At 48.8% G+C, this 26,023-nt stretch carries 20 protein-coding genes; 11 read left to right on the forward strand and 9 right to left on the reverse strand.

Annotated features, from left to right (window positions below; all coding sequences use genetic code 11):
• The first annotated feature begins 164 nt into the window (after nucleotides 1-164).
• A complete protein-coding gene (locus L4C36_RS11805) occupies nucleotides 165-1,436 on the forward strand; it encodes a metal-dependent hydrolase family protein (protein WP_428478061.1) in 1,272 nt (423 codons plus the stop codon).
• Nucleotides 1,437-1,571: 135 nt separating this feature from the next.
• Here the strand turns inward: L4C36_RS11805 and L4C36_RS11810 are convergent, their stop codons facing one another.
• A complete protein-coding gene (locus L4C36_RS11810) occupies nucleotides 1,572-3,188 on the reverse strand; it encodes a peptide ABC transporter substrate-binding protein (RefSeq protein WP_428478006.1) in 1,617 nt (538 codons plus the stop codon).
• Nucleotides 3,189-3,328: 140 nt separating this feature from the next.
• Nucleotides 3,329-4,168, reverse strand: a complete 840-nt coding sequence (locus L4C36_RS11815; RefSeq protein ID WP_428478007.1) for a CvfB family protein — start codon at nucleotides 4,166-4,168, stop codon at nucleotides 3,329-3,331.
• Between the two features lie 309 nt (nucleotides 4,169-4,477).
• Between L4C36_RS11815 and L4C36_RS11820 the strand changes: the two genes are divergently transcribed.
• The 6 genes from L4C36_RS11820 (at nucleotide 4,478) to L4C36_RS11845 (ending at nucleotide 12,612) form a co-directional block, all read left to right on the forward strand.
• Entirely contained in the window at nucleotides 4,478-5,830 is a 1,353-nt protein-coding gene (locus tag L4C36_RS11820; RefSeq protein WP_428478008.1) for a hypothetical protein, read from the forward strand.
• 97 nt (nucleotides 5,831-5,927) lie between these two features.
• Entirely contained in the window at nucleotides 5,928-7,487 is a 1,560-nt protein-coding gene (locus tag L4C36_RS11825; RefSeq protein ID WP_428478009.1) for a protein adenylyltransferase SelO, read from the forward strand.
• Between the two features lie 190 nt (nucleotides 7,488-7,677).
• Complete coding sequence (locus L4C36_RS11830) at nucleotides 7,678-8,763, forward strand: acyltransferase (protein ID WP_428478010.1); 1,086 nt, start codon at nucleotides 7,678-7,680, stop codon at nucleotides 8,761-8,763.
• A gap of 428 nt (nucleotides 8,764-9,191) precedes the next feature.
• The gene (locus tag L4C36_RS11835; RefSeq protein ID WP_428478011.1) at nucleotides 9,192-10,250 is read left to right on the forward strand and encodes a 3-deoxy-7-phosphoheptulonate synthase; all 1,059 of its coding nucleotides are present in this window, start codon (nucleotides 9,192-9,194) and stop codon (nucleotides 10,248-10,250) included.
• An 85-nt stretch (nucleotides 10,251-10,335) separates the two neighbouring features.
• Nucleotides 10,336-10,818 carry a YajQ family cyclic di-GMP-binding protein gene (locus L4C36_RS11840; RefSeq protein ID WP_428478012.1) on the forward strand — a complete coding sequence of 161 codons (483 nt, stop codon included), beginning with the start codon at nucleotides 10,336-10,338 and terminating at the stop codon, nucleotides 10,816-10,818.
• A 504-nt stretch (nucleotides 10,819-11,322) separates the two neighbouring features.
• Nucleotides 11,323-12,612: a serine/threonine transporter gene (locus L4C36_RS11845; protein WP_428478013.1), complete on the forward strand. Its 1,290-nt coding sequence runs from the start codon at nucleotides 11,323-11,325 to the stop codon at nucleotides 12,610-12,612.
• Between the two features lie 170 nt (nucleotides 12,613-12,782).
• Here the strand turns inward: L4C36_RS11845 and lpxL are convergent, their stop codons facing one another.
• From lpxL to L4C36_RS11875, 6 genes are all read right to left on the reverse strand, one after another.
• Entirely contained in the window at nucleotides 12,783-13,712 is a 930-nt protein-coding gene (gene lpxL, locus L4C36_RS11850; protein WP_428478014.1) for an LpxL/LpxP family Kdo(2)-lipid IV(A) lauroyl/palmitoleoyl acyltransferase, read from the reverse strand.
• 401 nt (nucleotides 13,713-14,113) lie between these two features.
• Nucleotides 14,114-15,076 (reverse strand): LpxL/LpxP family Kdo(2)-lipid IV(A) lauroyl/palmitoleoyl acyltransferase, encoded by a 963-nt coding sequence (locus L4C36_RS11855; RefSeq protein ID WP_428478015.1) that lies wholly within the window; start codon nucleotides 15,074-15,076, stop codon nucleotides 14,114-14,116.
• A 309-nt stretch (nucleotides 15,077-15,385) separates the two neighbouring features.
• Entirely contained in the window at nucleotides 15,386-15,967 is a 582-nt protein-coding gene (locus L4C36_RS11860; RefSeq protein WP_428478016.1) for a NapC/NirT family cytochrome c, read from the reverse strand.
• Nucleotides 15,968-15,978: 11 nt separating this feature from the next.
• Nucleotides 15,979-16,434: a nitrate reductase cytochrome c-type subunit gene (locus L4C36_RS11865; RefSeq protein ID WP_428478017.1), complete on the reverse strand. Its 456-nt coding sequence runs from the start codon at nucleotides 16,432-16,434 to the stop codon at nucleotides 15,979-15,981.
• A gap of 13 nt (nucleotides 16,435-16,447) precedes the next feature.
• Complete coding sequence (gene napA / locus L4C36_RS11870) at nucleotides 16,448-18,940, reverse strand: nitrate reductase catalytic subunit NapA (RefSeq protein ID WP_428478018.1); 2,493 nt, start codon at nucleotides 18,938-18,940, stop codon at nucleotides 16,448-16,450.
• Between the two features lie 80 nt (nucleotides 18,941-19,020).
• The gene (locus L4C36_RS11875) at nucleotides 19,021-19,158 is read right to left on the reverse strand and encodes a periplasmic nitrate reductase, NapE protein (RefSeq protein ID WP_428478019.1); all 138 of its coding nucleotides are present in this window, start codon (nucleotides 19,156-19,158) and stop codon (nucleotides 19,021-19,023) included.
• Nucleotides 19,159-19,332: 174 nt separating this feature from the next.
• Between L4C36_RS11875 and L4C36_RS11880 the strand changes: the two genes are divergently transcribed.
• The gene (locus L4C36_RS11880) at nucleotides 19,333-19,626 is read left to right on the forward strand and encodes a winged helix-turn-helix domain-containing protein (RefSeq protein ID WP_428478020.1); all 294 of its coding nucleotides are present in this window, start codon (nucleotides 19,333-19,335) and stop codon (nucleotides 19,624-19,626) included.
• An 89-nt stretch (nucleotides 19,627-19,715) separates the two neighbouring features.
• Here L4C36_RS11880 and L4C36_RS11885 read toward each other — a convergent pair whose 3' ends face one another.
• Nucleotides 19,716-20,072, reverse strand: a complete 357-nt coding sequence (locus L4C36_RS11885) for a YajD family HNH nuclease (RefSeq protein WP_428478021.1) — start codon at nucleotides 20,070-20,072, stop codon at nucleotides 19,716-19,718.
• Nucleotides 20,073-20,418: 346 nt separating this feature from the next.
• On the opposite strand from L4C36_RS11885, the gene L4C36_RS11890 reads away from it, so the two are divergent.
• The 3 genes from L4C36_RS11890 to L4C36_RS11900 all read left to right on the forward strand — a co-directional run bounded on the left by L4C36_RS11890 (nucleotide 20,419) and on the right by L4C36_RS11900 (nucleotide 25,956).
• On the forward strand, nucleotides 20,419-21,078 hold the full coding sequence (locus L4C36_RS11890; protein WP_428478022.1) for a DUF2760 domain-containing protein: 660 nt from the start codon (nucleotides 20,419-20,421) through the stop codon (nucleotides 21,076-21,078).
• Nucleotides 21,078-22,913, forward strand: coding sequence for an Hsp70 family protein (locus L4C36_RS11895; RefSeq protein ID WP_428478023.1), 1,836 nt, complete (start codon nucleotides 21,078-21,080; stop codon nucleotides 22,911-22,913). The genes L4C36_RS11890 and L4C36_RS11895 overlap by 1 nt, the downstream gene beginning before the upstream one ends.
• A 208-nt stretch (nucleotides 22,914-23,121) precedes the next feature.
• A complete protein-coding gene (locus L4C36_RS11900) occupies nucleotides 23,122-25,956 on the forward strand; it encodes an Hsp70 family protein (protein ID WP_428478024.1) in 2,835 nt (944 codons plus the stop codon).
• Nucleotides 25,957-26,023 lie beyond the last annotated feature (67 nt).

The following is a 26,023-nucleotide window of genomic DNA, read 5'->3' on the forward strand; positions in this document are numbered from 1 at the left end:
AATCAAATTTGCAAGCGAATAGCGGATTCTTTCAAATTGTGCCGAATTACTATTTCTACTTCACATGGCGTGAAATGATAAAACCCATTTCCTCTCAACAGATACAGTCAGTCATATCAATATGGACCACCCAGAGTGTAAGACGGCTCACGTTTTGAGGACTTATCATGTTACTTATCAAAAATACCAATGTATTCAATGGCAATGATGGCACCCTGCTAGAAGCAGTCAACATCGTCATCAACAACAACCGGATTGAAACCATCAGCCACCAGCCTATCAACGAAGCTGGCTTTGAGCAGGTTATTCATGCTACAGGCCATACTGTGATGCCCGGCTTGATTGATGCACACGTTCACATCTCACTGTCCGCCGCACCACACGTACTCGACACCATGACCCGTGAAGAGATAGCGATCCGTTCTGCCAAGGTGGCTGAAGGCATGCTCATGCGCGGCTTTACCTCCGTGCGGGATGTGGCCGGTAATACCATCGGCCTCAAAACCGCCATCGACAGTGGCTATGCCGTCGGCCCGCGTATTTTTCCTTCACAGGCGGCCATTTCCCAAACCTCTGGCCATTCCGATTATCGTCAGAATCGCGGTCAGCAACGCCTGCGTGGCCATGAAGATTCACCGCTGATGAAAACCGGGGCTTTCACCATTGCCGATGGACGCGCCGAAGTGCTTAAAGCCGTACGAGAACAACTCTTCATGGGTGCTTCACAAATTAAGATCATGGCCGGGGGCGGCGCATCATCGACCTTTGATCCGCTGGATACCCTACAGTACACACTGGACGAACTGAAAGCAGCGGTCGAAGCGGCCTCCGATTACGGCACCTATGTCGCGGCGCATATCCATACCACACCCGCCATGAAGCGTGCAGCCGAAGCCGGCATCATGTCGTTTGAACACGCCACTATCATGGATGATGAGATTGCCCAGATCATAAAGGAAAAAGGCATTTTTGTGATTCCGTCCTATTTTACATCGTCACTGATTGCTGAACGTAAAATTCCATTGGGATCAGAGTCGCTCTATCAAAAGACCGAACGTGTAGGGAAAGCCATGCTGAAATCCGCAGATCTAATCAAAAAGTACGAGATCGACAACCTCTGCTTTGGGACTGACTGCGTGGGCGACTTAGGCGTCCATGCCACTCAGTCACACGAACTGGCGGCCATTGAGCAGGTCTTTGATACGCTTACCGCCTTGCGCATGGCGACCTCTAACTGTGCCAAGCTGTTTAACTTGTCAACGTATCAACATCCGTACCAGGACGGCACATTGGGTGAAATTGCTGAAGGGGCTTACGCGGATTTACTGATTATTGAGGGCAACCCTCTGGAAGGTGTGGCCTGTGTGGTAAATCCAGAGACCCAAAAAGTGATCATGAAAGACGGGATTATCTATAAAAACACACTACCCCAGTGATCAGGGAACGAGGATGATATGACCCCCATGGTATGACCCCATACTCTAATGTCTACGTTCATACCTGCCACAGTAAAGAGCCGACATGATGTCGGCTCTTTGTTATGTAAATACGATTAAACGCGCGGCATACAGTTATTTCTTCATATACAGATCGCGGGTATAGCGCGGTTCTGATGCATTGGTGGTGGAATAGCCCCCGACTTTAGTGTTTTTCAGTACTGATCGCGTGTAGTGATAAAGCGGAATAGCAGGCATAGCATCGGCAAAAATCCTTTCCGCTTGCTGGTAATACTGATTACGGACAGCATCGGTCGGTGCCTGAATCGCTTGTTTCATCGCGTCATCGTAAGCGGCATCTGACCAGCGGGCGTAGTTCATCCCTGTCGATTCAAAGTAAGATAAGAAAGTAGAGGCTTCATTGTAATCCCCCATCCAAGCATAACGGGCCACGGAGAAATCTTGCTGACCCAGTTTCTGCAAGAATGTTTTCCACTCTTGATTCGCCAAATCAACCTTTGCCCCCAGTGTTTTATTCCACATCGATGACATCACAATGGCTAATTTCTTGTGTGATTCCGACGTGTTATACACCAATTCAAAAGACAGTGGCTTAGACGGCCCATACCCGGCTTCAACTAACAAGGCTTTGGCCTGTTTATTCCGTGCCTTTTGACTGAGTTCACCCCATGCCAATACCGGCGCCTCAAAACCATCCACGGACGGCGGGGTTACCCCATAAGCCGGGACTTGCCCCTGCCCTAAAATGGCTTTTGTGACAATGTCACGATCAATGGCATAGGCTAACGCTTTACGCACGCGTGGATCATCAAACGGCTTCTGATGCACATTGAACAGATAGTAATAGGTGCCCAACGATGGCATGGTCAACAACTCATCGGCTCGCTGTTTTTTAATCGCATTGTATTGCTCAAGTGGGAATGAGGAGGTGATATCAATTTCACCGGTACGGAAGCGATTGTACTCCGCCGTCAGATCGGCAATCGGTAAGTAAGTCACCTGCTCGATGACTGTTTTATCGTTGTTCCAGTATGTCGGGTTGCGCTCCAGCACAATCCGCTCGTTCAATGTCCAATGTGTCAGCTTATACGCACTGCTGGTGACGATGTTTTCGGGTTTTGTCCACGCATCACCGTAGGTTTCAATCGCGGGACGGTACACCGGAAATGTGGAGTCATGCGTCAGCATTTTCACCAAATACGGCACGGGGCGATCAAGCGTGATCTGCAAGGTTTTCGTATCCAGCGCCTTCACCCCTAATTTATCCGGAGATAGCTGGCCTTTGCTGATCTTGTCTGCATTCAAAATATGCGCGGTACTGTAATACCAGGAATACGGTGTGGCTTTGTGTGGATCGATAACCCGCTTGAAGCTGTATTCAAAGTCCATCGCCACAATAGGCTCGCCGTTTGACCAACGAATGTTGTCACGCAAATGAAACGTATACACTTTGCCATCGGCTGACGTTTCCCAGTGAGTCGCCAAAGCCGGAATGATCTCCCCTTCCGGACTTTGCGTCACAAGGCCTTCAAACATATCTGAAATCACGCGCGAACTGGCGGTGTCCGACGAGTATGAAGGATCGAGCGTCGGCACTTCATCACCATTCCCCCGAACCAACTCCTGCACTGCCGCCAAGGTGACGTGGTCCGGTACATCTGCGGCCCATGTTGGGGCGACAGCAAGCAGCGCAACCACCGCTGCAATAACCGTTAGCTTACTTCCTTGCATATTTTATCCTTCCTAGATACCTGTTACTCATCAGTTAATTATTAACATACCGCTTAACTTCACAACACGATAGTCTAACAGGCACAAAAAAGCCGGTGATTAACACCGGCTTTTTCTTAATTTGAGTCTGTCACCACGGATCAGTTGTCGTTCAAACGGATACCGTCACGTTCAATCACGATCATGCCCTGCTTATACAGACCACCGATAGTTTTCTTAAACGTTGCTTTACTGGTACGGAACTCTTTGAAAATTTCATCCGGTGACGATTTATCACTCAGTGGCATGAAGCCGCCTTTACGCGCTAACGTGGTGAGTACTTTATCTGCCAAATCGTCCACTTTCGCACGGCCTGCTTTTTGCAGTGACAGGTTAATTTTGCCGTCTTCACGGATCTCTTTCACGTAGGCTTTTAGCTTCTTGCCCGGGAACAATTTACCGAACGATTCTGTACGGAATAACAAGCCCCAGTGCTGATCTTCAATCACCGCTTTGTAACCCAACTCACTCGTTTCTGCGATCAAAACCTGCACTTCTTGGCCTACCGTGTAGTTGGCGGGCGTTTTGTCCAAGAAGCGGTTGAATTTGGTTGAACCCACGATACGACCAGACGCTTTGTCGGTGTACACGCGTACCATAATGTCTTGGCCTTCTTCCAAGCGGCGACGCTGCTCACTAAAAGGAACAAGCAGGTCTTTGTCTAGGCCCCAATCCACAAAAGCACCGAAACTACAAATACCGACAACACGCAGCAGCGCAAAATCACCCACTGTGGCGAACGGCTGTTTAGTGGTCGCGATGATTTCATCGTTTGAATCGAAGTAAATGAATACTTCAAGTTGGTCACCCAGATCCGTACCAGAAGGAACGACAGCTTTCGGCAGTAAAATATTACCGAAATCCTCTCCACCATCAAGGAATACGCCAAATTCAACTTTCTTGACGACCTCTAATGTGTTGTATTGTCCAATTCTAATCATTATCTCGACACTCTCTGGGTAACTCGAACTGCTCGGTGCGCTATGCACCGAGCAGTAACAAAAATGTGATCACGCTCAACGTCATCGTTAGGTCGCGCATTATACGTGATGTTCCTCTGCCATGCCTGACCTATCTTCAATTATTTGTCTGTTTTTCACGCTAATAAAGGGACGATGGGAAAATACCGCTGCTAATAAACGGCTAATTCATCTAAAATTAGCCCACTTCTGCATGCAAGCACAATCGTAAACACGATACTGTACGCGTTGTTTATTCTATCAGTCTGTTTACCGAGGTTATTGAGTATAGTGATCACTGTTGAAAAGAAAGACGGCCACAAGCTAAAAATTTCACACGTCATTCAAGAAACAACCAACAGAGAACTGGATCTCTATATTTTCGTGCCTGGCGAATTGGGGCTGAGCCGGCATATCATCACGGAAGAAGAATTCTTCCACAATGCCATTGTGGGTAAACGTACCTACTACAGTGACATTAACCATTTGCCGCTAGTACACAGCCGCTTAGCCAGCCGAGGAAAACTGTCGACGGAACAGTATCGACTCAGTTTGAGCTTGTACGCCTACCAGTATGCGCTCGCCCTTGAAAAAACGACGCAAATGCTGCTCGACGACAAAGAAGAACGTTCGCTCGAAGAAGTGGAAGAAGTCGCGCAACTGACCATCCGTATTCTTAAGCGTCTGCGTCGAAATGTGCCGAGCGATCAAAAGCTGCACAAGTACTATGAAAACGTCGACAACTACCTCTCTTGGTTTACCGAACAGAAGTTATTGGAGTTAGTGGCGCACCTGCCCCGCAGCAGCGATTACAGTGACATTAAAACCTTGTTGCTCGACATTTCTGCCGCCGAATCTGCACACCGCATCGAGTTAAAGTACAACTCCAGCAAAGCCATGGATGACTTAACCCGTATGTCAAACAAGATGCGCTTATTGCGTCGCTTGATTGAATACCCAGTTACCATGAAAGAAAAAACCACGGAACTGGGTCAAAACACCCGCAAAGTGGTCACGGGGTTCGCCGCCGGTTTTGTGATGATTTTCGTTACCTTAATGCTGATGAAAGCCCGTGGTGTGCTGGGTGATATCACCGCCTCCTTCATTCTGGTGCTGTCGTTTATTTACGCCGCCCGTGAAGTGTTTAAGGATGACTTGAAGGTTATGCTGTGGCGTTGGGTGCGCAAAGGCAAGCCAAAATGGCGAAAGCAATTTTTTGATGCCAACTCCAACCAATTGATCGGCCGTCAGTTGGAATGGATGGAATATCAAGCGTATAAAACGCTGGATAAAGAGATCCGTCGCGTGCGCAAGCACAAGGTCTCACAGCACGAAGAAACGATCTTACATTATAAAAGCACCACCCGCATGTCGCCGACGAAGTTCTTAACCGGTTACGAGCAAACGCGTGAATCCATCATTTTGGATCTTCGCAGCATCACCAAGCTGATGGAAAAAGGGTCACAGAAAATCTATCAATTAAAAGATGGCCAAGTCGCGAAAGAGTCTGTCGAAAAACGCCATTTGATCAACCTGATCACGCGCGAAACCGACGAAGATAAAACCGTGCGTATCCAACGTTGGAAGATCATTATGAACCGTTCCAAAATCGTGGATATCGAACCGATTGATGTAGATAAATAACGCACTGACTGTCGGTCAATAGCCCTACTTTCTCTACGTTGTAAGCATCGCTCAAGTTGTTATGCTTAAAGGGATCATCACTGTTGTTGAGCCCTTTATGAAAACACTGTCCCAGCTAATTTGCCACAATACTTATCGCCAACTGCCGACCGCTTTTGGCACGCCGGTGTCACCACAACCGTTGGATGCCCCTTTCTTGGTGCATGTGAATCCGCACGTGTGCGAATGGCTCGAACTGGATCCGCAACAAGCCCATACCTCCTACTTTGTCGATCTGTTCACCGGTAACGCTACCCACCCAACCTTTGACCCCATTGCAATGAAATACACGGGGCACCAGTTTGGCCAATACAATCCCGATTTAGGGGATGGCCGTGGCCTACTGTTAGGGGAAGTGTTGACCTCAACCGGTAAAAAGTGGGATCTCCACCTCAAAGGTGCAGGCTTAACGCCTTACTCGCGTCAAGGTGATGGACGGGCGGTATTACGTTCAAGCATTCGGGAGTATTTGGCCAGTGCGGCCATGGCAGGACTCGGGATCAACACCACCCATGCATTGGCACTGCTTGGCAGTGAGACACCCGTTTATCGAGAAACAGAAGAACGCGGCGCGACCTTGGTACGCGTGGCAGAAAGCCATGTGCGATTTGGGCACTTTGAATACCTGTTTTACACCCAACAACATGATGAATTGCGCCTGCTGGCTGACTACCTTATTTGTCATCACTTCCCGCACCTCGATAAGCAAAGCGATCAAGACGCTATCGCAGGCGAAGACGCGAGTAGCAACGAAGCTATTAACAAAGAGGCAATGAATAACGAGGCAATAAATAAAGAGACAAGCCGTTATGCGTTGCTGTTTCAGGAGATCGTCACACTCACCGCCACCATGATTGCAGACTGGCAAGCCATCGGCTTTGCCCATGGTGTGATGAACACCGATAACATGTCTGTGTTGGGACTCACGTTTGACTACGGCCCTTATGCCTTTATGGATGATTACGATCCATCCTTCATCTGTAATCATTCTGACTACAGTGGCCGTTATGCCTTTTATCAGCAGCCATCGATCGCCCTGTGGAATTTGTCGGCACTGGGCTACGCCCTCACCCCACTGCTGAGCAAAGCAGCCACTGATGATGCACTCAACCGCTACGAACCCACGTTACAGAAAGCCTATAGCCGCAACATGCGAAACAAATTGGGCCTCGTGCTAGCCTTAGACCAAGATACCGCGTTGTTTTCGGCCTTATTTACCCTACTGAAACAGCAGAGCGTCGACTACACCCTGTTCTTTTATACCTTGTCACAGATCCCCGCGGATGCCCTTGCAACGTCCGGCGATGATTTTGCCTCGTTGATCGCCAATCTCGCCCCTGTGCAAGCGTGGCTTCAAGACTACATGGCACGGGTACAACTCGAACCCCAGTCGGATACAGAGCGGCGTAAGTTAATGCAACAGCATAATCCCAAGTTCATTTTGCGCAATTATTTGGCTCAGCAAGCGATTGAAAAAGCCGAGCGGGGGGATTACAGCATGATTGATGACTTACTCACCGTCCTGCAATCTCCTTATGACGAGCACCCCTCTTTAGCACACCTTGCTGAGCGGACACCGGCTTGGGGCAAAACCCTGGCAATCAGTTGCTCTTCATAATTCATCCAACTCGCACATTAATTCTTCGCCGTTTGTGCGAGTCATTTCACGATTTCCTTATGGCACTTTCACAATATGAGATAATAAATCAAATATTTGATCTGGCTTGTAAATTTACAAGTCAGACCCTGTTAGATTTCGTCGCTTACAATAAAAATTCAAGCGCTCACTGTCTTTGGTCTAGGGATTTATGAACACTCAACGTATTGCGAGCTTTGAATGGGGACGTGTCGCTGCGCTCTGTGCAGTCATCACTCTTCACACTCAAGCTTTTCTCACGACACCACTCATTAACGAAAAACCGTGGATCGGGATGATTATTAATCAATCCTGTCGATTTGCCGTCCCTTTGTTTTTCTTGTTAGCAGGCTATTTCATCATGCCAAAGTTGAAACGCGCCCCTTGGGAAACGTTTCGTCAATATGCAGCGCCTCTGCTCACTGTGTGGGTGTCATGGAGCGTCATCTACCTGCTCATGCCCTTTAACTTCGCAACAGTGATCGAGCAAGGATACCTCGCTGAGCGCAGTGGCTATTGGCAATATTTATTAAGCAACCCACTCAATACCCTCTTTGAGGGCGGCCTGGTGCATTTATGGTACATCCCCGGCTTGCTGTGTGGCTTGGCGGTGATGGCGCAATTGTGCAAAATGGATCAGCAAAAATGGCTACTGCCAGTGGGGATCACGCTGTATGCTTATGGACTATCTGCGGGTAGCTACGAACCGATTTTCATGACGGAATCACCGATCTTTACGCGTAACGGGCCATTCTTTAGCACTCTGTTACTCACGATCGGCTTTACGTTCCGCCACCATAATATTCATGCCTCTAAACCTGTTGCGATTATGCTGGCGGTAGTCGGCATGATGATGCACTTTGCTGAAGCCTTCTTCTTAACCCGTTATGACATGCCGTTTGTGGAACATGACTACCTGATCGGCACGCCATTCTGGACGGCGGGCATCTTCTTGTTCTTAGCCGGTAACCGAACGTTAGGCACATCAAGATTTGTCTCTCAGCTCAGTCAGCGTACCTTGGGCGTCTACCTGTGCCACCTCTTGGTTTTGGTGGTGCTAATGAATCTGCTCCCTCTGCTCGGTTTACACATTCTCATTGAAGACGTACTGGTAATTGTATTGGGCATTGGCCTGTCATTTGGTTTCGCGACATTGATTGAACGCAGCCCGTTCAGTCCATGGCTTCTGCGTCCACGCACAAAGCCGGCAGCCGAACCCCACACACCCCAAAGCAAAACCCAAAGTCACGGGGCGTAGATTAGCTCCCATCTTGAGGCTATTGCCCTAACATAAAAAAACCAGCACTCGCTGGTTTTTTTATGCGTGTCAGTGATCACCACCGCTTGGCTGCTACGAGCTACGAGCTACGAACATAATCAGAAAATCAACAACACGTACTACAGCTAAACCCCACTCGGTCTCCCTTTTCTGCTTTATCCAGCATATCCATTGCGTGGTTTGAAATGGATAAATAGGCATATTTCATCCACACCACGATTGCTTTTATGGCCTTCTTCTCTGAATGAAATTCCTCATAGTTTGATCAAGATGGCTAAGATATGAATAAAAGCAACACCGTTCAGAATAAAAAACTAAGCTATATCACAAGTTTGGTTTATTCCTGACGCCTTTTGGGCTATCTTTACGCGTCGTTAATTTTTGTAATACCGAGATAGGCAACTGCTATGCCCATGAAAACAGATGAACTTCGCACCGTTAGCCTTGGCCCAATGCCAACGGCCGCAGAGGTGGAAGCCGCTTACCCCGTCACTGATGCCATTGCGGATCACATCGCACACGCTCGCCGTCAGGTTGAAGCCATTCTAACCGGCAATGACAGTCGTCTACTTGTTATCGTGGGTCCTTGCTCTGTGCATGATCCTGATGCCGCTATCGACTACGCCAAACGTTTGCTCGATGTGCAGGCACAATACAACGATCAACTTTTCATTGTGATGCGCACCTACTTTGAAAAACCCCGCACCGTTGTGGGTTGGAAAGGCTTGGTGTCGGATCCGAACCTTGATGGCAGCCTGGATTTAGCCAAAGGCCTGCACACCGCACGCAAACTGCTGGTGGACATCAACCGCCTTGGCATGCCAACGGCCACTGAATTCCTTGATATGATCACCGGTCAATATCTGGCGGATTTGATCACGTGGGGTGCCATTGGTGCACGTACCACAGAATCACAAATTCACCGTGAAATGGCATCTGCCCTGTCTTGCCCTGTCGGTTTTAAGAACGGCACTGACGGTAACATTCAAATCGCTGTGGATGCGATCCGTGCGACCCGCGAGTCACACGTGTTCTGTTCACCATCGAAAGACGGTGAGATGACCATTTACCGTACATCAGGTAACCCTTACGGCCACGTGATCCTACGCGGCGGTAAGATGCCAAACTACCACCGTGAAGATGTGGCTGCCGCGTGCGATACGCTGACGAACTTTGCCTTGCCTGCACGCTTGGTGGTGGATTTCAGTCACGGTAACTGCCAGAAACAACACAAACGCCAATTGGATGTGACTGCGGATATTTGTCAGCAGATTGTCTCAGGCAGCACACACGTTGCCGGTATCATGGCCGAAAGTTTCATTGTTGAAGGCAACCAAGCGGTTGATATCAACAATCTCGATGGATTGACTTATGGGCAGTCCATCACCGATCCGTGCCTTGCTTGGGACGATACAGTAACAATGTTGAACATGCTGGCGGATGCCATCGCGACGCGTCAGTCATAATCACTATAATAAACGGTCTCATCCCGCAGGTTGAGACACAATATAATCATCACTGTTTTAGATAGTAATCATTTAGGATTTAGCCATGCCATCTTTTGATATTGTTTCTGAAGTTGATAACGTAGAACTGAAGAATGCTGTAGATAACTCTGGCCGTGAACTCGCGACACGTTTTGACTTCCGTAATGTCGATGCCAGCTTCAGCCTAAGCAAAGAAGTCGTCAAAGTGTCTGCAGAGTCTGATTTCCAGATCAACCAGATGATGGACATTTTCCGCGGTAACTTGTCAAAGCGCGGCGTTGATGCGAAAGCGATGGAACTGAAAGACATCGTTCACTCAGGCAAAACCTTCTACCAAGAAGTGGCTTTCAAACAAGGCGTAGAAAGCTTGATCGCAAAAAAAGTTGTCAAAGCGATCAAAGACGCAAAAATGAAAGTGCAGGTTGCGATTCAAGGTGACAAAATCCGCGTAACCGGAAAGAAGCGTGATGACCTGCAAGGCGTCATGGCACTGATCCGTGAAGGTGATTTCGGTCAGCCATTCCAGTTTGATAACTTCCGCGACTAATTCCTCGCGTCGGTTTCACCCCTATTGAAAAAGGAAAAGCACTGTCTTTTCCTTTTTTTTTCTTCTTTTTTTGTCATGCCCCTTCACATAATCACTGGCGATACTCTGACCATACTTTCTGATATTTGTGCAAACAGACGAACAAACAATGGAAAACCATAGGTATGGTATGGATATTCCCCTATAATCCGCCCTCCTATCTAGGGTTCAATTTGTCGTTTAAAGGTTTTATTAATTAGAGATATCGAGCAGACATGACCCACTAGCGATGTACTCGCATGGAATTGCACCGAAAGATAACGGACATCAACGAAGCCACTTGACCGCTAAGCGGACTTCTCTCACCACTCGCCTTTGCCATGTTCACCTTTGAATGCAGCGATTTAACGCCGCATCCTGCTCATATTCCTTTGTCATTGAATCATTCATGACAAAGCATGGAAGATACACAGCGAGAACCCTTTGAAGGTTATATAAACGATACCTAAAAAGGAGATGTCCATAATGGACTCTGTGAAAAACAATACTGCATCATCTGCCGCTAGCGATAAAAAGCTTGGTTGGAGCAAAAGCGATACAGTATGGGCGCTAGGCCTATACGGTACCGCTGTAGGTGCAGGTACACTATTCCTGCCAATTAACGCAGGTGTGGGCGGTTTGATCCCACTTTTGGTCATGGCTATTCTTGCACTACCAATGACCTACTATGCGCACCGTGGCATGACACGTTTTGTCCTTTCGAGCTCTAACCCAGGTGCCGATATCACTGAAGTGGTAGAAGAACACTTTGGCGCTGGCATGGGTAAAGTCATCACTCTGCTTTACTTCTTTGCGATCTACCCAATTTTGCTTGTATACAGCGTGGCGTTGACCAACACCGTTGAAAGCTTCATGCAGTTCCAGCTTGGCATTGAGCCACCAGCGCGTGCGGTATTAGCTTTTGTGCTGATCGTTGCCCTGATGGCGATTGTTCGTTTAGGCGAGCAACTTATCATTAAAGCCATGAGCGTATTGGTATTCCCATTCGTTGCTGTATTGCTGATGCTGGCAATGTACTTGGTGCCTTACTGGAACAGCTCGATCTTCGATCACGTTATGCCAGCTGAAGGCGGTATGACAACGGTACTGATGGCAGTTTGGTTGATCCTACCGGTGATGGTGTTCTCGTTTAACCACTCGCCTGTAATTTCATCCTTTGCGGTAGCAAAGCAGAAAGAATACGGCGAGCAAGCTGAAAAGCAATGTGCACGCATTCTTGCACGCAGCCACATCATGATGGTTGTCACTGTCATGTTCTTCGTGTTCAGCTGCGTATTGAGCTTGTCGCCTGCGAACCTTGCAGAAGCAAAAGCACAGAACGTTTCTATCCTGACGTACCTGTCTAACCACTTCAACACACCGATGATCGCATACGCAGCCCCGATTGTGGCTATCATTGCTATCACTAAATCTTTCCTTGGTCACTACTTGGGTGCAAGTGAAGGCATGAATGGTCTGATGCTGAAAGTAGCACGTGGACGCGGTAAAGAAGTGAGCAACAAAACGCTGAATACCATCACTGCGTTGTTCATGTTGCTTACAACATGGGCAGTAGCCACCATCAACCCAAGCATCTTGGGTATGATTGAGAGCCTTGGCGGTCCAATCATTGCGATGCTGCTGTTCATCATGCCGATGTACGCTATCAAGAAAGTACCGGCAATGCGTCAATACTCAGGCGCGATCAGCAACGTATTCGTTGTGATCATCGGTCTGATTTCTATGTCTGCGATCTTCTACTCGCTAGCACAGTAATACGTATCGATTACGCAAAAATGAAGGCGACCTTAGGTCGCCTTTTTTATGCATAAAAAAAGCACTTCATCAGAAGTGCTTTTTCAGTAAGTACGTTATAAGTGCCACGTCATGAAAAGGCCAGCTGCAAACGAGGTCCCTTCCATTGAAAAGCTTGATACTGCGCGCTGCTATTTGTACAGCGACCCCTGCCCTTCTGGACGGGTTTTAAAGCGACGATGCAACCACATGTATTGCTCAGGGGCTTCCATGATGGAACGCTCCACCGCCTTATTCACGTACGCGGCAGCGGCTTCTTCATCACGGTGCGGAAACTTATCCAGCGGTGGGAACACTTTCAAGGTGTATTGGCCTGAATCAGTATTTCGGATCATCGCAAAAGGCACTAACGCACAATGTGACGCATCAGCCAGCAAACTGGTCCCTGTGGTCGTGCACGCATCTTCAACCGCAAACAACGGAACGAAGGCCGAACGGTGACGACCATAGTCATGATCCGGGGCGTACCATACTCGCTCGCCCGTGCGCAGAGCATGCAACATCCCTTTCACGTCTTTTCGATCAAGCAGCACTTTATTCGACTGTAATCGACCGTGGTACTGAAAGTAATCAAAGCAAGGGTTATTATTGGGGCGGTACACGCCAATGCCCGGGATTTGTAGTCCAAATGCGCGGGCACCCAATTCTAAATTCAACGAATGCACTGCAATCAGCAGGACCCCCTTCCCTTCCGCTTCCAATTGATGGATATGTTCTAACCCTTCATAAGTTACATGACGCTGTACGCGAAGATCCGGCCAGAACCATGCCATGCTGGTTTCAAACAGCGCTAAGCCTGTATTGTCGATGTTCTTTTTGACAATTGCGTCACGCTCTTCGGGCGGCATATCCGGGAAACACAATTCAAGGTTACGAATAATGGTCGCTTTACGTGCTTTAACAAGGCGCATACCTAATCGCCCCACGACCTGCCCTAAGCGGAATTGGATAAAGTACGGCAACCAACTCAATAGGTACATCAAACCAACCATGAGTAACACTAACCAATAGCGCGGATGCAGTAATGACTTACTAAAAGTGGGTGCAATGAACTTACTCATACATTCAGATCCCGTTTTTCTTGTTATTCCGTATTCAATGTTAGCTGAATCAATACGTTGCCACACACATATTTGCATACGGAAAGCTATACGATATGAGTATATTATTGTCAGTTTTTTTTATTCTCAAGACGTTACAAAACAGTCCGCAGACTTTTCAGCTTGTATTAAGCCAACGATGAGATTTTGCTCACATATTAGTTAAACACGTTGTCAATACGTACGATATATACAGGGAAGCAGGAAGCAGGAAGCAGGAAGCAGGAAGCAGGAAGCAGGAAGCAGGAAGCAGGAAGCAGGAAGCAGGAAGCAGGAAGCAGGAAAAATAACCACACAAAAAAAAGAAGCAAGCGTTCAGCTTGCTTCTTTTTATCTCGTTTCAACAGCAATAACCGTAACGTTTATGCCGAATGCGGCGTCAGTTCTGGTTCTGCTTTCTCGTACAGCGACGGCTCACCTTCAGGGCGCGTTTTAAAACGACGGTGCAGCCACATATACTGTTCTGGGGCCTGCATGATAGAAGATTCCACAATCTTATTCACATACGCAGCGGCCTCTTCAGGCTGATCGCGCGGGAAATCGGCATAGGTCGGTGAAATACGGATCACGTACTGGCCAGAGTCTGACTCACGTACCATGGTGAAACTCAACACTTCACAACCACTGTTATCCACCAGCAAACTGGTGCCCATGGTCGTACAGGCATTTTCTACCGCAAAGAGTGGCGCAAACGTCGCACGACGTCGGCCGTAATCGTGATCCGGTGCATACCATACGCGGGCGCCATTACGCAGCGCTTTCAGCATGCCTTTTACGTCTCTTCGATCAATCAAGGTGCGGTTTGAGCGAGAACGCCCTTTATGCTGGAAGTAATCATAACAAGGGTTGTTATTCGGGCGGTATACACCGCTTGCCGATTTATGAATACCGAATGCACGAGCGCCGAGCTCTAGGTTCATCGAATGCACCGCAATACACACAACGCCTTTACCTTCACGCTCGAGTTGCTCCATATATTCCATGCCTTCAATGCGCACATGGCGATTTACACGCGCATCAGACCAGAACCACGCCATGGCCGTTTCAAACAGCGCCAAGCCAGCATTATCGATATTTTGTTTAATGATCGCTTCGCGTTCCGCTGTCGACATGTCGGGGAAACACAATGCTAGGTTTCGCTCAATGGTGAAACGGCGTTTTTTCATCAAACGCATGGCCGTACGGCCAATACCCTGACCAAGACGGCGTAGCCACGTATAAGGCAACCAACTGATCAGATACATCGTCAGTATCAACAACAGGGTTGGCCAATTGCGTGGGGTTAAAAACGTCCAAGAAAAACGAGGCGAGGTAGATTTACTCATAAAATAACCGCATTACATAAGCTCGAGAGGGAGTCATTGCGAGTGGCTATGCCACCAGTGTTGGGCTCGAATCATACGCTCTGCAGCACGAAAAAAATAGCAAAATCCACTGTCATATTTGGGAATAGGGTGTTCTCCCTAAAAAAAACTATCACACGTAATAAATCTCTGAAAAATTGCCCTCTTTTTGATGCAAAGATAAAAACAAAAACGGCTACTGCGGCCATTATTTCCACAATGAAGCAACAATAACCGTTTTTATCATCAAAAAACCGTGTCTACGACTAACTTTTTCTGCTCTCCGTGACACTAAAAGCCTTCCACCCCCTGCATGTTAGGTAAGTGGTGTGCTATCCCTTTGTGGCAGTCGATGCAGGTTTTTGACCCATCAGCCAGTGATGTGGAATGCTGCACAGAGGCACGTTGCGATTGTTGGGTAAAGTCCATATAGGTGAATTCGTGGCAGTTGCGACATTCCAATGAATCATTCTTCTTCATCCGCGTCCATTCCCTTTCCGCCATGTGCAATCGGCGCGCCTCAAATTTTTCTGGGGTCGAAATAGACCCCGTCATCCATGCCCACACCTCTTTTGATGCCTGCATTTTTCGCGCCATTTTATCGGTCCAATTGTGCGGCACATGGCAATCAGAACAAATCGCCCGCACACCTGTACGATTGGTAAAATGGATCGTCCCTTGGATTTCCTGGTAGACATTGTCTTTATGGCAACTCACACAAAAGGTTTCGGTATTGGTGAGTTCCATCCCTGTATTAAACGCCCCCCAGAAAATGATCCCAGCAATGAAGCCCCCTAAGGTCAGGAACCCCAAGCTGAAATACTTGGCTGGTGAACGCAACAGCGCCCACCATTTCTTTAACCATTGCCACATACGCCTCCTCCTTATTTCTCTTCATCGAGCAGCGTATCGAGATCGGTAAAGGTGGAGCCGACCAGAGGTTTTGCATCGGTCTGCACCACATGACATTGTTGACAGAAATACCGTCGCGGTGACAGCTCTGCCAGAAAATTACCGTCTCTATCCATATAGTGAGTGACACTGATCATTCTCGCCTGCGTTTCCTCTACGCGACTGCGCGCGTGACAGGCCATGCATTTGTTTACGTTCAAATCAACTTGGTAGTTGTCGATCTTATGCGGAATAAGCGGCGGTTGCATCGGGTAACTGCGCGCCGGGATCCGGTCGTTATTAATGGTTTTACTCATCAATGGTGGCTCGGGCTCCCCCTGTAACGCAAAGTGACGCAAGGTGGCGAGGTCATCGCTTTCAATCCCCCCCGCCGCCCCGACGATGGTGCTTACCCACATCAATAGAAGCAACGAAATCAGTCTGTTCATGCTCAGTCTCCCCTTATGCTTTCACCACTTTCACCGCACACTTTTTAAAGTCCGTTTGCTTGGATAAGGGGTCGGTCGCATCCAGAGTGACTTTATTGATGAGCTGACTGGCATCAAACCAAGGTACAAACACGAGCCCTTTAGGCGGCTTATTGCGCCCACGGGTTTCAACCCGCGTTAAGATTTCCCCACGTCGAGACACGACTTTCACTTCGTCCCCACGCCGCAGTCCGCGTTGTTTGGCATCATCGGGATGCATAAACACTTGTGCATCTGGGTACGCTTTATAAAGCTCTGTCACCCGTTGTGTCATCGAACCAGAATGCCAATGCTCCAGTACGCGCCCGGTTGAGAGCCACATATCGTATTCGTCATCCGGACTTTCTGCTGGCGGCTCATACGGCAAGGCAAAAATAATGGCTTTGCCGTCTGCATGGCCATAAAACTCAAATCCCGCCCCGGCTTTCACATACGGGTCAGACCCTTCGCGATAACGCCACAACGTTTCTTTGCCATCAACCACTGGCCAACGTAGCCCGCGCGTTTCGTGGTAACGATCAAAGGGCGCGAGATCATGGCCATGTCCACGGCCAAATTGGGCATACTCTTCAAACAACCCCTTTTGCACATAGAAGCCATACACCTGCGCTTCGCTGTTGGTGACATCTTTGGGGATGTCCTCGAGTGGATACGCATCAACATTGCCATTGGCATACAACACCTCAAACAACGTCTTCCCTTTATACGCGGGATTAGCCGCTAATAGCTCAGCGGGCCATACTTCATCCGTGGTAAACCGTTTGGAGAATTCCATGAGCTGCCAAAGGTCGGATTTCGCCTCCCCGGGCGCCTGCACCATTTGGTGCCACAATTGCGTACGACGCTCCGCGTTACCGTAGCCCCCTTCTTTTTCTACCCACATCGCAGAAGGCAGCACCAAATCAGCCGCTTGTGCGGTCACCGTCGGGTAAGCATCCGATACCACAATAAAGTTGTCAGGGTTACGATACCCAGGCAGCCCTTCTTCATTGATATTGGCCGCCGCTTGCAAGTTATTATTCACCTGTACCCAGTAGGCATTAATTTTTCCGTCTTTTAATAACCGGTTTTGCAACACCGCATGGGCGCCGACCTTCTCCGGTACTGTGCCTTCAGGCAGCTTCCAGATTTTCTCTGCGGTTTTACGGTGTTCAGGATTGGTCACAACCATGTCGGCCGGTAAACGGTGAGAGAACGTTCCGACTTCTCGCGCGGTCCCACAGGCGGACGGTTGCCCTGTCAACGAGAATGGGCTGTTGCCCGGCGTGGATATCTTGCCTGTTAGTAGGTGTATGTTGTACACCAAATTATTACACCACACGCCGCGAGTATGCTGGTTAAAGCCCATGGTCCAGAACGACGTTACTTTCACATTCGGATCGGCATACAGTTCGGCCAATTCAATAAGCTTTTCTTTCGGTACACCCGACATGTCACTGGCCTTCTCGACCGTATAGTCCGAGACAAAGGCCTTATATTCCTCAAAACTCATCGGCTCCGAGGCACCACTGTCTGGGTTTTTCGCCTTCTCCTGTAACGGATTATCAGGGCGTAACCCGTAACCGATGTCCGTCGCCCCACGTTTGAAATTAACGTGTTTACCGACAAAGTCCTGATTCACTTTGTTATTGGAGATAATGTAATTCGCAATAAAATTGAGGATGGCCAAATCGGTTTGCGGCGTAAAGATGATGGGAATATCAGCCAATTCAAAGCTGCGATGGGTATAGGTAGAGAGTACGGCGACCTTCACATCGGGATGAGACAAACGGCGATCGGTTAAACGGGTCCAGAGTATGGGGTGCATCTCGGCCATGTTCGAACCCCACAACACAAAGGCATCGGCCGCCTCAATGTCGTTATAGCAGCCCATAGGCTCATCCATCCCGAAGGTACGCATGAAACCCACTACAGCTGACGCCATACAATGTCGTGCATTCGGATCTATATTGTTCGAGCGAAAGCCGGCTTTCATCAATTTCGAGGCGGCATAGCCCTCATAGATGGTCCACTGCCCCGAGCCAAACATACCAATGGCTTCCGGCCCTTTCGCTTTTAACGTTGCCTTCCATTTCTCTGCCATAATGTCGAAGGCTTGATCCCAAGAGATCGGGGTAAATTCCCCATTCTTATCGAACTTGCCATCGGTCATCCGCAATAAAGGCAGTGTCAGACGATCATCACCGTACATGATTTTGGACAGGAAATAGCCTTTCACACAATTCAGGCCACGATTGACCGGTGACTTAATGTCCCCATGGGTCGCTACCACATGATTTTCTTTCACCCCAACGTTCACCGAACACCCCGTTCCGCAAAATCGACAAGGGGCTTTTCGCCAAGTGATTTTTGTTTGGCTGGCGTCCGTCACCACGTTACTGGCTATTGCGGGCAGTGAAATACCGGCTACCGCTGCTGCACTGGCCGCCGCCTGCGCTTTAAGAAATTTACGCCGAGAACACGTCATTGCTCCCTCACTTTACATCGTTAAATTATTGTATTGATCAGTGCAAGATGCCTATTTATGTCACCCACAGTGTCTTTCTTTCATCCTGTCACTACCTGCAAAAACCACACAAAGAACCCGTAACCGCCCACCACCGCGACAGCCAAAATCGGAAATAAAATAATGGTAATAAACAAGAAAGCTTTGAGCTCAGCACGGTGTCGATTGTCATCTGTCATGACATCCCTCCCTTTCACTCGATACTGTTAACTCTAGTTAGCTTCTGAGAAATTGATAACCCATTCAGTAAAAGCGCACCATCCAAGATGGCCTAACAATGCAACCGCAGCGTAGGATGAATGTGTTACCCTGACGGCTAACGAATTAACATTCCAAGAAAAAGGAAAAATGGGATGACAGTAAGCAAAACCAAAGCCAGTTTTTACAGACGGTTATATGTGGCGTATTTAATTGATCATGGCGTCGCAAACGTGCCAGGGATTATGTCTTATACCGGCATGCCACGAAGAACCGCGCAAGACACGATAAAAAGCTTGGCGGAGCTGGATATCAGCTGCCAATTTGTGCAGGAGGAAGGCGCACGTAACCGGAGTGGTCACTATGAAGTCAGTGATTGGGGGGCGATCAACAAACAGTGGATCGCCGATAACCTGAACGAGATTAAAACGCTGCTGGATTACCCCTAAGCCCCTTACTTATCGCTAAACACTTGCTATATAGGAGCACTTGTTATCGGTAAGCACAGGCAAAGGCCGACACAGGGCTGTTCACCCTGTTATTTTTTACCTTTTTCCATCATGGCTTTCAAATCCGCAAACGGATTGAATGTCGCCGCCACATGATCGTTATCACCGGCTTTTACCACGCTACCCATTTGGTTATCGTGCTCGGTGTACTTTTCATGCTCGTGATCATGACAGAACAAACACAATAGTTCCCAGTTGCTACCATCAGCAGGGTTATTGGTGTGGTCATGATCCACATGGTGGACGGTTAATTCACGCAGATTAGAATAAACAAACTCACGGGAACAGCGACCACATACCCAAGGGTATATCTTCAATGCTTTTTCACGATAGCCTTGCTCTTGACGTGCATAGGCTGCACTGGTTCCGCAATAGTCTGATGACATGTTCTCACCTAAATAGATAATATTTAACTCGCCGATATTAACTGAATTCTGCTTGAAGTGCCGTAATCTTGCGACAATTTCATGAATTCACTCACCGTTCCCGACAATTTGCACTAAAAATGAAGGGGAAGAAAAAGGAAATGGGGAAAATATCACAGCATATCACTCTGTTTATGTACTTATGACAGGGCTTTGTCAGTACGAGTTGCTGTTTAATTCACCGACAAGAATCCCAAATGGTTCAAATCGGTCAAAAAGTTCATGCGCAACAGTGTAATGCACCTTGATTATGATAATATTCTACCTAATTTGTGAATGTAATCTCACTTGATAGAGAAGACGGATTATGGCTTTTGATTTTTCTAAATTAACTGTGGATTTATCGGCAATGCCGACAACGATCGACATGGGGCATGCTTGGCTAGGTGGTTTATTGCTGGTCATGCTAGTACTTTACATCGCCAAGAAAGGCAAACCGGTTGAAATCGAAAAAGTCGTCGAAAAAGAAGTCGAGAAGATTGTCGAGGTTGAAAAACCTGTCGAGAAAATTGTCGAAGTCGAAAAAATCGTTGAAGTAGAAAAGATCGTAGAGAAAATCGTTGAGGTTGAACCGAAACTGAAAACCGCTACCCCTGATGCAGCGCTTCAGCTATTGTCGTTGCTTCAGCAGGAAGCGCGTTTTATCGACTTCATGCAAGAAGATCTGAAAGGCTTTGCCGATGCAGAAATTGGCGCTGCTGCCCGTGTGATCCACGAAGGTGGTCAGAAAGTCCTTAACGAATATTTCCGCTTTGCCCCAGTGCGTGACGAAGAAGAAGAATCACGCATTACGCTACCACAAGGCTTCAATGCCTCTGAAGTCCGCCTAACAGGTAACGTTGTAGGTGAAGCACCATTTACCGGCACCCTTATTCACCGTGGCTGGAAAGTTACTGACGTGAAACTGCCAAAATTGGCAGAAGGCCACGATGCGAAGATTGTTGCCGCTGCTGAGGTAGAACTGTAATGCAAGAGACACAAGAACACCGCTACAGTGTCGGTATCGACTTAGGTACTACACACTGTGTTTTATCGTATGTTGACCTTCATGACGAAGACGCCGCTGTCACTGTCATGCCAATTGCCCAACTGACCACACCGGGCAATGTGGAAGAAAAAGATCAACTGCCTTCTTTCATGTACCAAGCACATGAATCCGAATTGGCCGAAGGCGATACCGCACTGCCATGGAGCGCAAAACCGAACGCTATCGTCGGTGCCATGGCGCGTAACCTTGGCAGCAAGACCCCTATCCGTCTTATTTCAAGTGCAAAAAGTTGGCTTTGCCACGGTGGTGTTAACCGTCGTGATGCGTTCTTGCCGCTGAACAGCCCTGAAGAAGTGATCAAAGCCTCGCCTGTTGAAGCAACCCGCCACTACTTGGCACACCTTGCTGACGCATGGAATCACCAACACCCTGACTCGCCATTGTTTGAACAAGACGTGACGATCACGGTACCGGCGTCGTTTGACCCAGCAGCCCGTGATTTAACCGCTGAAGCGGCACGTGAAGTGGGCTTCAAGCACATGACGTTGCTCGAAGAACCACAAGCGGCGGTATACAGCTGGTTGAAAAACAACGAAGAAACATGGCGTGACCAGGTAACGGTTGGCGATGTGATTTTGGTTGTCGATATCGGTGGTGGTACAACGGATTTGTCTTTGGTGGCCGTAACGGAAGAAGAAGGCAACCTGACACTGAACCGCGTGGCTGTTGGCGATCACATCCTATTGGGTGGCGATAACATGGACCTAGCCCTTGCCTACCGCCTGAAGATGAAACTGGCGCAAGAAGGCAAGCCGCTACAACCTTGGCAGATCCAAGCAATCACGCACGCGTGTCGTGACGCGAAAGAAGCCCTATTAAGCGATGTAGAATTGGCGGCTGTGCCAATCGTCGTGCCAAGCCGTGGCTCTAAGCTACTGGGTGGTACGCTGCAAACAGAGCTGACACAAGAAGAAGTACAACAAACGCTGGTAGAAGGTTTCTTCCCGCGTACCGCGATTGAAGAACATCCGGTTGAAATGCAGCGCGGCGCCCTAACGCAAATGGGTCTACCATACGCACAAGATGCTGCTGTATCTCGCCATGTTGCGGGTTTCCTAAGCCGTCAGTCTTCTGCTGTCGACGAATTGTTTGAAAAATATGAGCAGTTGCACGAAGGCTTTATTCGTCCAACAGCGGTATTGTTCAACGGTGGTGTACTGAAGTCTGATCTATTGTCTGATCGTCTAATGGCGATCATCAACAGCTGGCTAACAACAGCGGGCAGCGACGAAGCCAAACGCCTGACAGGTCTGGATCTTGACCTTGCAGTAGCAAGCGGCGCGTCTTACTACGGCTCAGTACGTAAAGGTAAAGGCGTGCGTATCCGTGGCGGTATTGCAAGCAGCTACTACGTGGGTATCGAAAGCTCTATGCCTGCGATTCCAGGTATGGAACCACCAGTGGAAGCCCTTTGTGTGGCACCGTTTGGTATGGAAGAAGGCACACATGCCGATGTCCCAAGCCGCGAATTCGGTCTGGTGATTGGTCAGCCTGTACAATTTAAGTTCTTCGGTTCAACGGTTCGCCGTGAAGATCCCGCGGGTACACACCTTGATTGGTGGCAGCCGGAAGAACTTGAAGAATTGCCGTCTATTCAAGTGACATTGCCTGTCGTTGAAGGCCGTAGCGCCGGTGAAGTTGTGCCTGTTCGCTTAGCCTCACGTGTAACGGAACTGGGCACCTTGTGCCTAGAGGCCATTCCGACCGATGGCGGTCAGAAGTGGCAAGTCGAGTTCGACGTACGCGACAACTGATCCCCATCAAAACGGCGCCTAAGGGCGCCGTTTTTCTATCCCTCTCATTCTTCATGATGATGGTGTGATGACATCGACATCATTTGATACAAACGCAGACTGAAATCAAAGATTTATCTCCGCGAATATTGCTATACAGCGGTATACTATCGCTAAAATCGGTCATTCCGAATCGCTATACATCGAACGATCTGCTCTGGAGTAACGCATGCCTTCCCCTCGTTTTCTTGTTGGTATCGACCTCGGCACAACCCACACGGTTGTCGCCTATACCCCGATCTCTGACGACCTTGAGTCCAGTCCTATTACTATCTTTGAGATAGACCAGCTCATCGCCCCCGGGGAAGTCGTCCGAAAGCCCTTATTGCCCTCTTTCCGTTATCACCCAGCCGAAGGCGAAATGGATCCCACGCAACTGGTCCTCCCTTGGGATCACCACCCAGTCAGCGGCGATATCAGCTACGCCATTGTCGGTGAATTTGCTCGTGAATTAGGTGCAAAAGTCGAAGGCCGTCAAGTCGTCAGTGCCAAGAGTTGGCTGTCACACACCGGCGTTGATCGTAATGAAGCGATTCTGCCTTGGTCCTCGAATGCCAGCGTCAATAAAGTCTCGCCAGTGGTGGCCAGTGCCAGTTACTTAAACCATGTACGTCAAGCATGGGATTATCACCACCCTAGCGACAAGCTCAATGAGCAAGAAGTTGTGGTTACTGTACCGGCCTCGTTTGATGAAGCGGCACGCGCGCTAACCTTAGAAGCCGCCAAATTGGCAGGTTTAGATAACATTCTGCTGCTCGAAGAGCCACAAGCGGTCTGTTATGACTGGTACGCTAGCCACAAAGCCCAAGCCGATGTGCTGTTAAAAGATATCCCCCTATTGATGGTGTGCGATGTCGGCGGGGGTACCACTGACCTCAGCTTGATTAAAGTCGGCACCAAAGAAGACAAACTGACACTGGATCGTATCGGCGTGGGCGATCACCTCATGCTGGGTGGTGACAATATTGACTTGGCCTTGGCTCACTTGGCTGAGCAACGCTTGCATGGCGCAGATAAAAAACTCAGTGCGGCCGCCCTATCAAAGTTGATCCAACAGACCCGCAAAGTCAAAGAGAAGCTACTCTCTGGCAACGCACCAGACACCGCGAAAGTGACCATGCTAGGTAGCGGCTCTCGCCTCATTGGCGGCGCTAAAAGCGTCGATCTTACCCGTGATGAAGTCCACAGCGTGGCGCTGGATGGTTTCTTCCCTCAAACCGACTTTACCGACCAGCCGAACCAACGCCAAGCGGCAGTTGTCGAGTTCGGTTTGCCGTATGCTGCCGATCCGGCTATCAGTAAACACATGGCGCAGTTCATTGATCTGCACGATACCGTGTGTCGTGAATCGTTCGCTGCGCAAGGGGTCAACATTTCACCGTCGCAACCGGCTATCCCTGTGGCCGTACTGCTTAATGGCGGTGTTTTCAATAGCCCATTACTGTCTGAACGCGTGCTATCCACGTTTTCGCAATGGCGCGGAAAGCCTGTCATTGAACTTAGCAACCCGCATCCCGACCTGGCTGTCGCGTACGGTGCAGTGGCTTATGCCAAAGCCCGCCACGGCGCACAATTGAAAATTGGCGGAGGCTCCGCGCGTTCCTTCTTCTTGGCGCTAGAAGGAAAGAAAAAAGCCAAGCAAGGATTATGCATCTTGCCCAAAGGGCTGGATGAAGGCACTGAAATTCGTTTAAAAGATCGCAAGTTTGCCCTGACCTTGGGCGAACCGGTCCGCTTTAATTTAATGTCATCCACGGATGACACCCATACCCAAGCGGGCGGCCTGTACACCCTCGAAGCCGACAGCTTTGTGGCGCTACCGCCATTCATTGCTACATTAGACGGCGAAAAAGATCGCGCTGACTTGGCCGCGAACCAAAAGGATCGCGAAGAAGTGACACTGGCTTGCCAGCTCACCGAAGTCGGTACGCTGCAAATCGAATGCGTTAGTACGCACGATGAAAACAAGCGTTGGAAAGTAGAGTTTGCGATCCGTAAAGACATCGCCAAACTCAATCAAGGCCAAGCTGGGGGTACATTGGCAGAGTCTGCCCTACCCGCGCACATGGACGATGCCATCGCATTGGTTAAACAGGCCTACGGAGGTAGCACGAAAAACGCCGATGCCAACACCATTAAAACCCTGCGTACTCAGCTGGAAAAATGCTTAGGTAAACGTGATAACTGGGAAACGCCGTGCTTGCGCGCATTGGCCGATTCTCTGCTCGAGAGTAAAAAACGCCGTCGCCGTTCAGATATCCATGAGCGAAATTGGCTAAAACTCACTGGGTTTGCCCTACGCCCTGGCTTTGGTTACCCCACGGATGAATGGCGCATGGAACAAGTGTGGGCGTTGTACCAGCATGGGGTCCAATCTGAAAGCAACACGCAAACGTGGAGCGACTGGTGGACATTCTGGCGCCGTATTGCAGGCGGTCTTAGCCAAGAGCAGCAATTGGTGATCTACAAAGACATCGCGAAATACATCAATCCCAGCGCCACGCGTGACAGCAAGCTAGCCAAAGAGATGCAGGAGCGCAGCTACGAGGATATGGTACGTTTAGCGGCATCACTGGAAAATATTCCGTTTGATAAAAAGCTGCAGTTGATTGAATGGATTTTTGGACGCTTACAAAAAACCCAATATGCGCAAGCCCATTGGTGGGCCATTGGCCGTATTGCGACCCGTAGTCCATTTTCTGGCAGTGCACACAACCTGCTGACGCCGCAACATATCGCTTTTTGTTTGCCTGAATTAATGGATTTTGATTGGCGTAAAGATCCCAACATTGCCTTTGCGGCCGTCATGATGTGTCGTATGACAGGCGACCGCACACTGGATGTTGATGACGCTAACCGTCAGGCAGTATTGAAGAAATTACAATTAAGCAAAGTACCTGAAAGCTGGATTGAGATGGTATCAAGCGTGAAGGTATTAACGGAAAGCGAGACAAAACGGGTGTTCGGGGATGCATTACCAACAGGATTACGCTTAATCGATTAAGGTTCTGTTAGGGTTCGGCTGGTACTCTCAAAGACATAAATGAGAACGAATTTGTTATACCTTAGCA

The sequence above is a fragment of the Photobacterium japonica genome (genome assembly GCF_050337005.1).
In the GTDB taxonomy this organism is placed as follows: Bacteria; Pseudomonadota; Gammaproteobacteria; order Enterobacterales; family Vibrionaceae; genus Photobacterium; species Photobacterium japonica.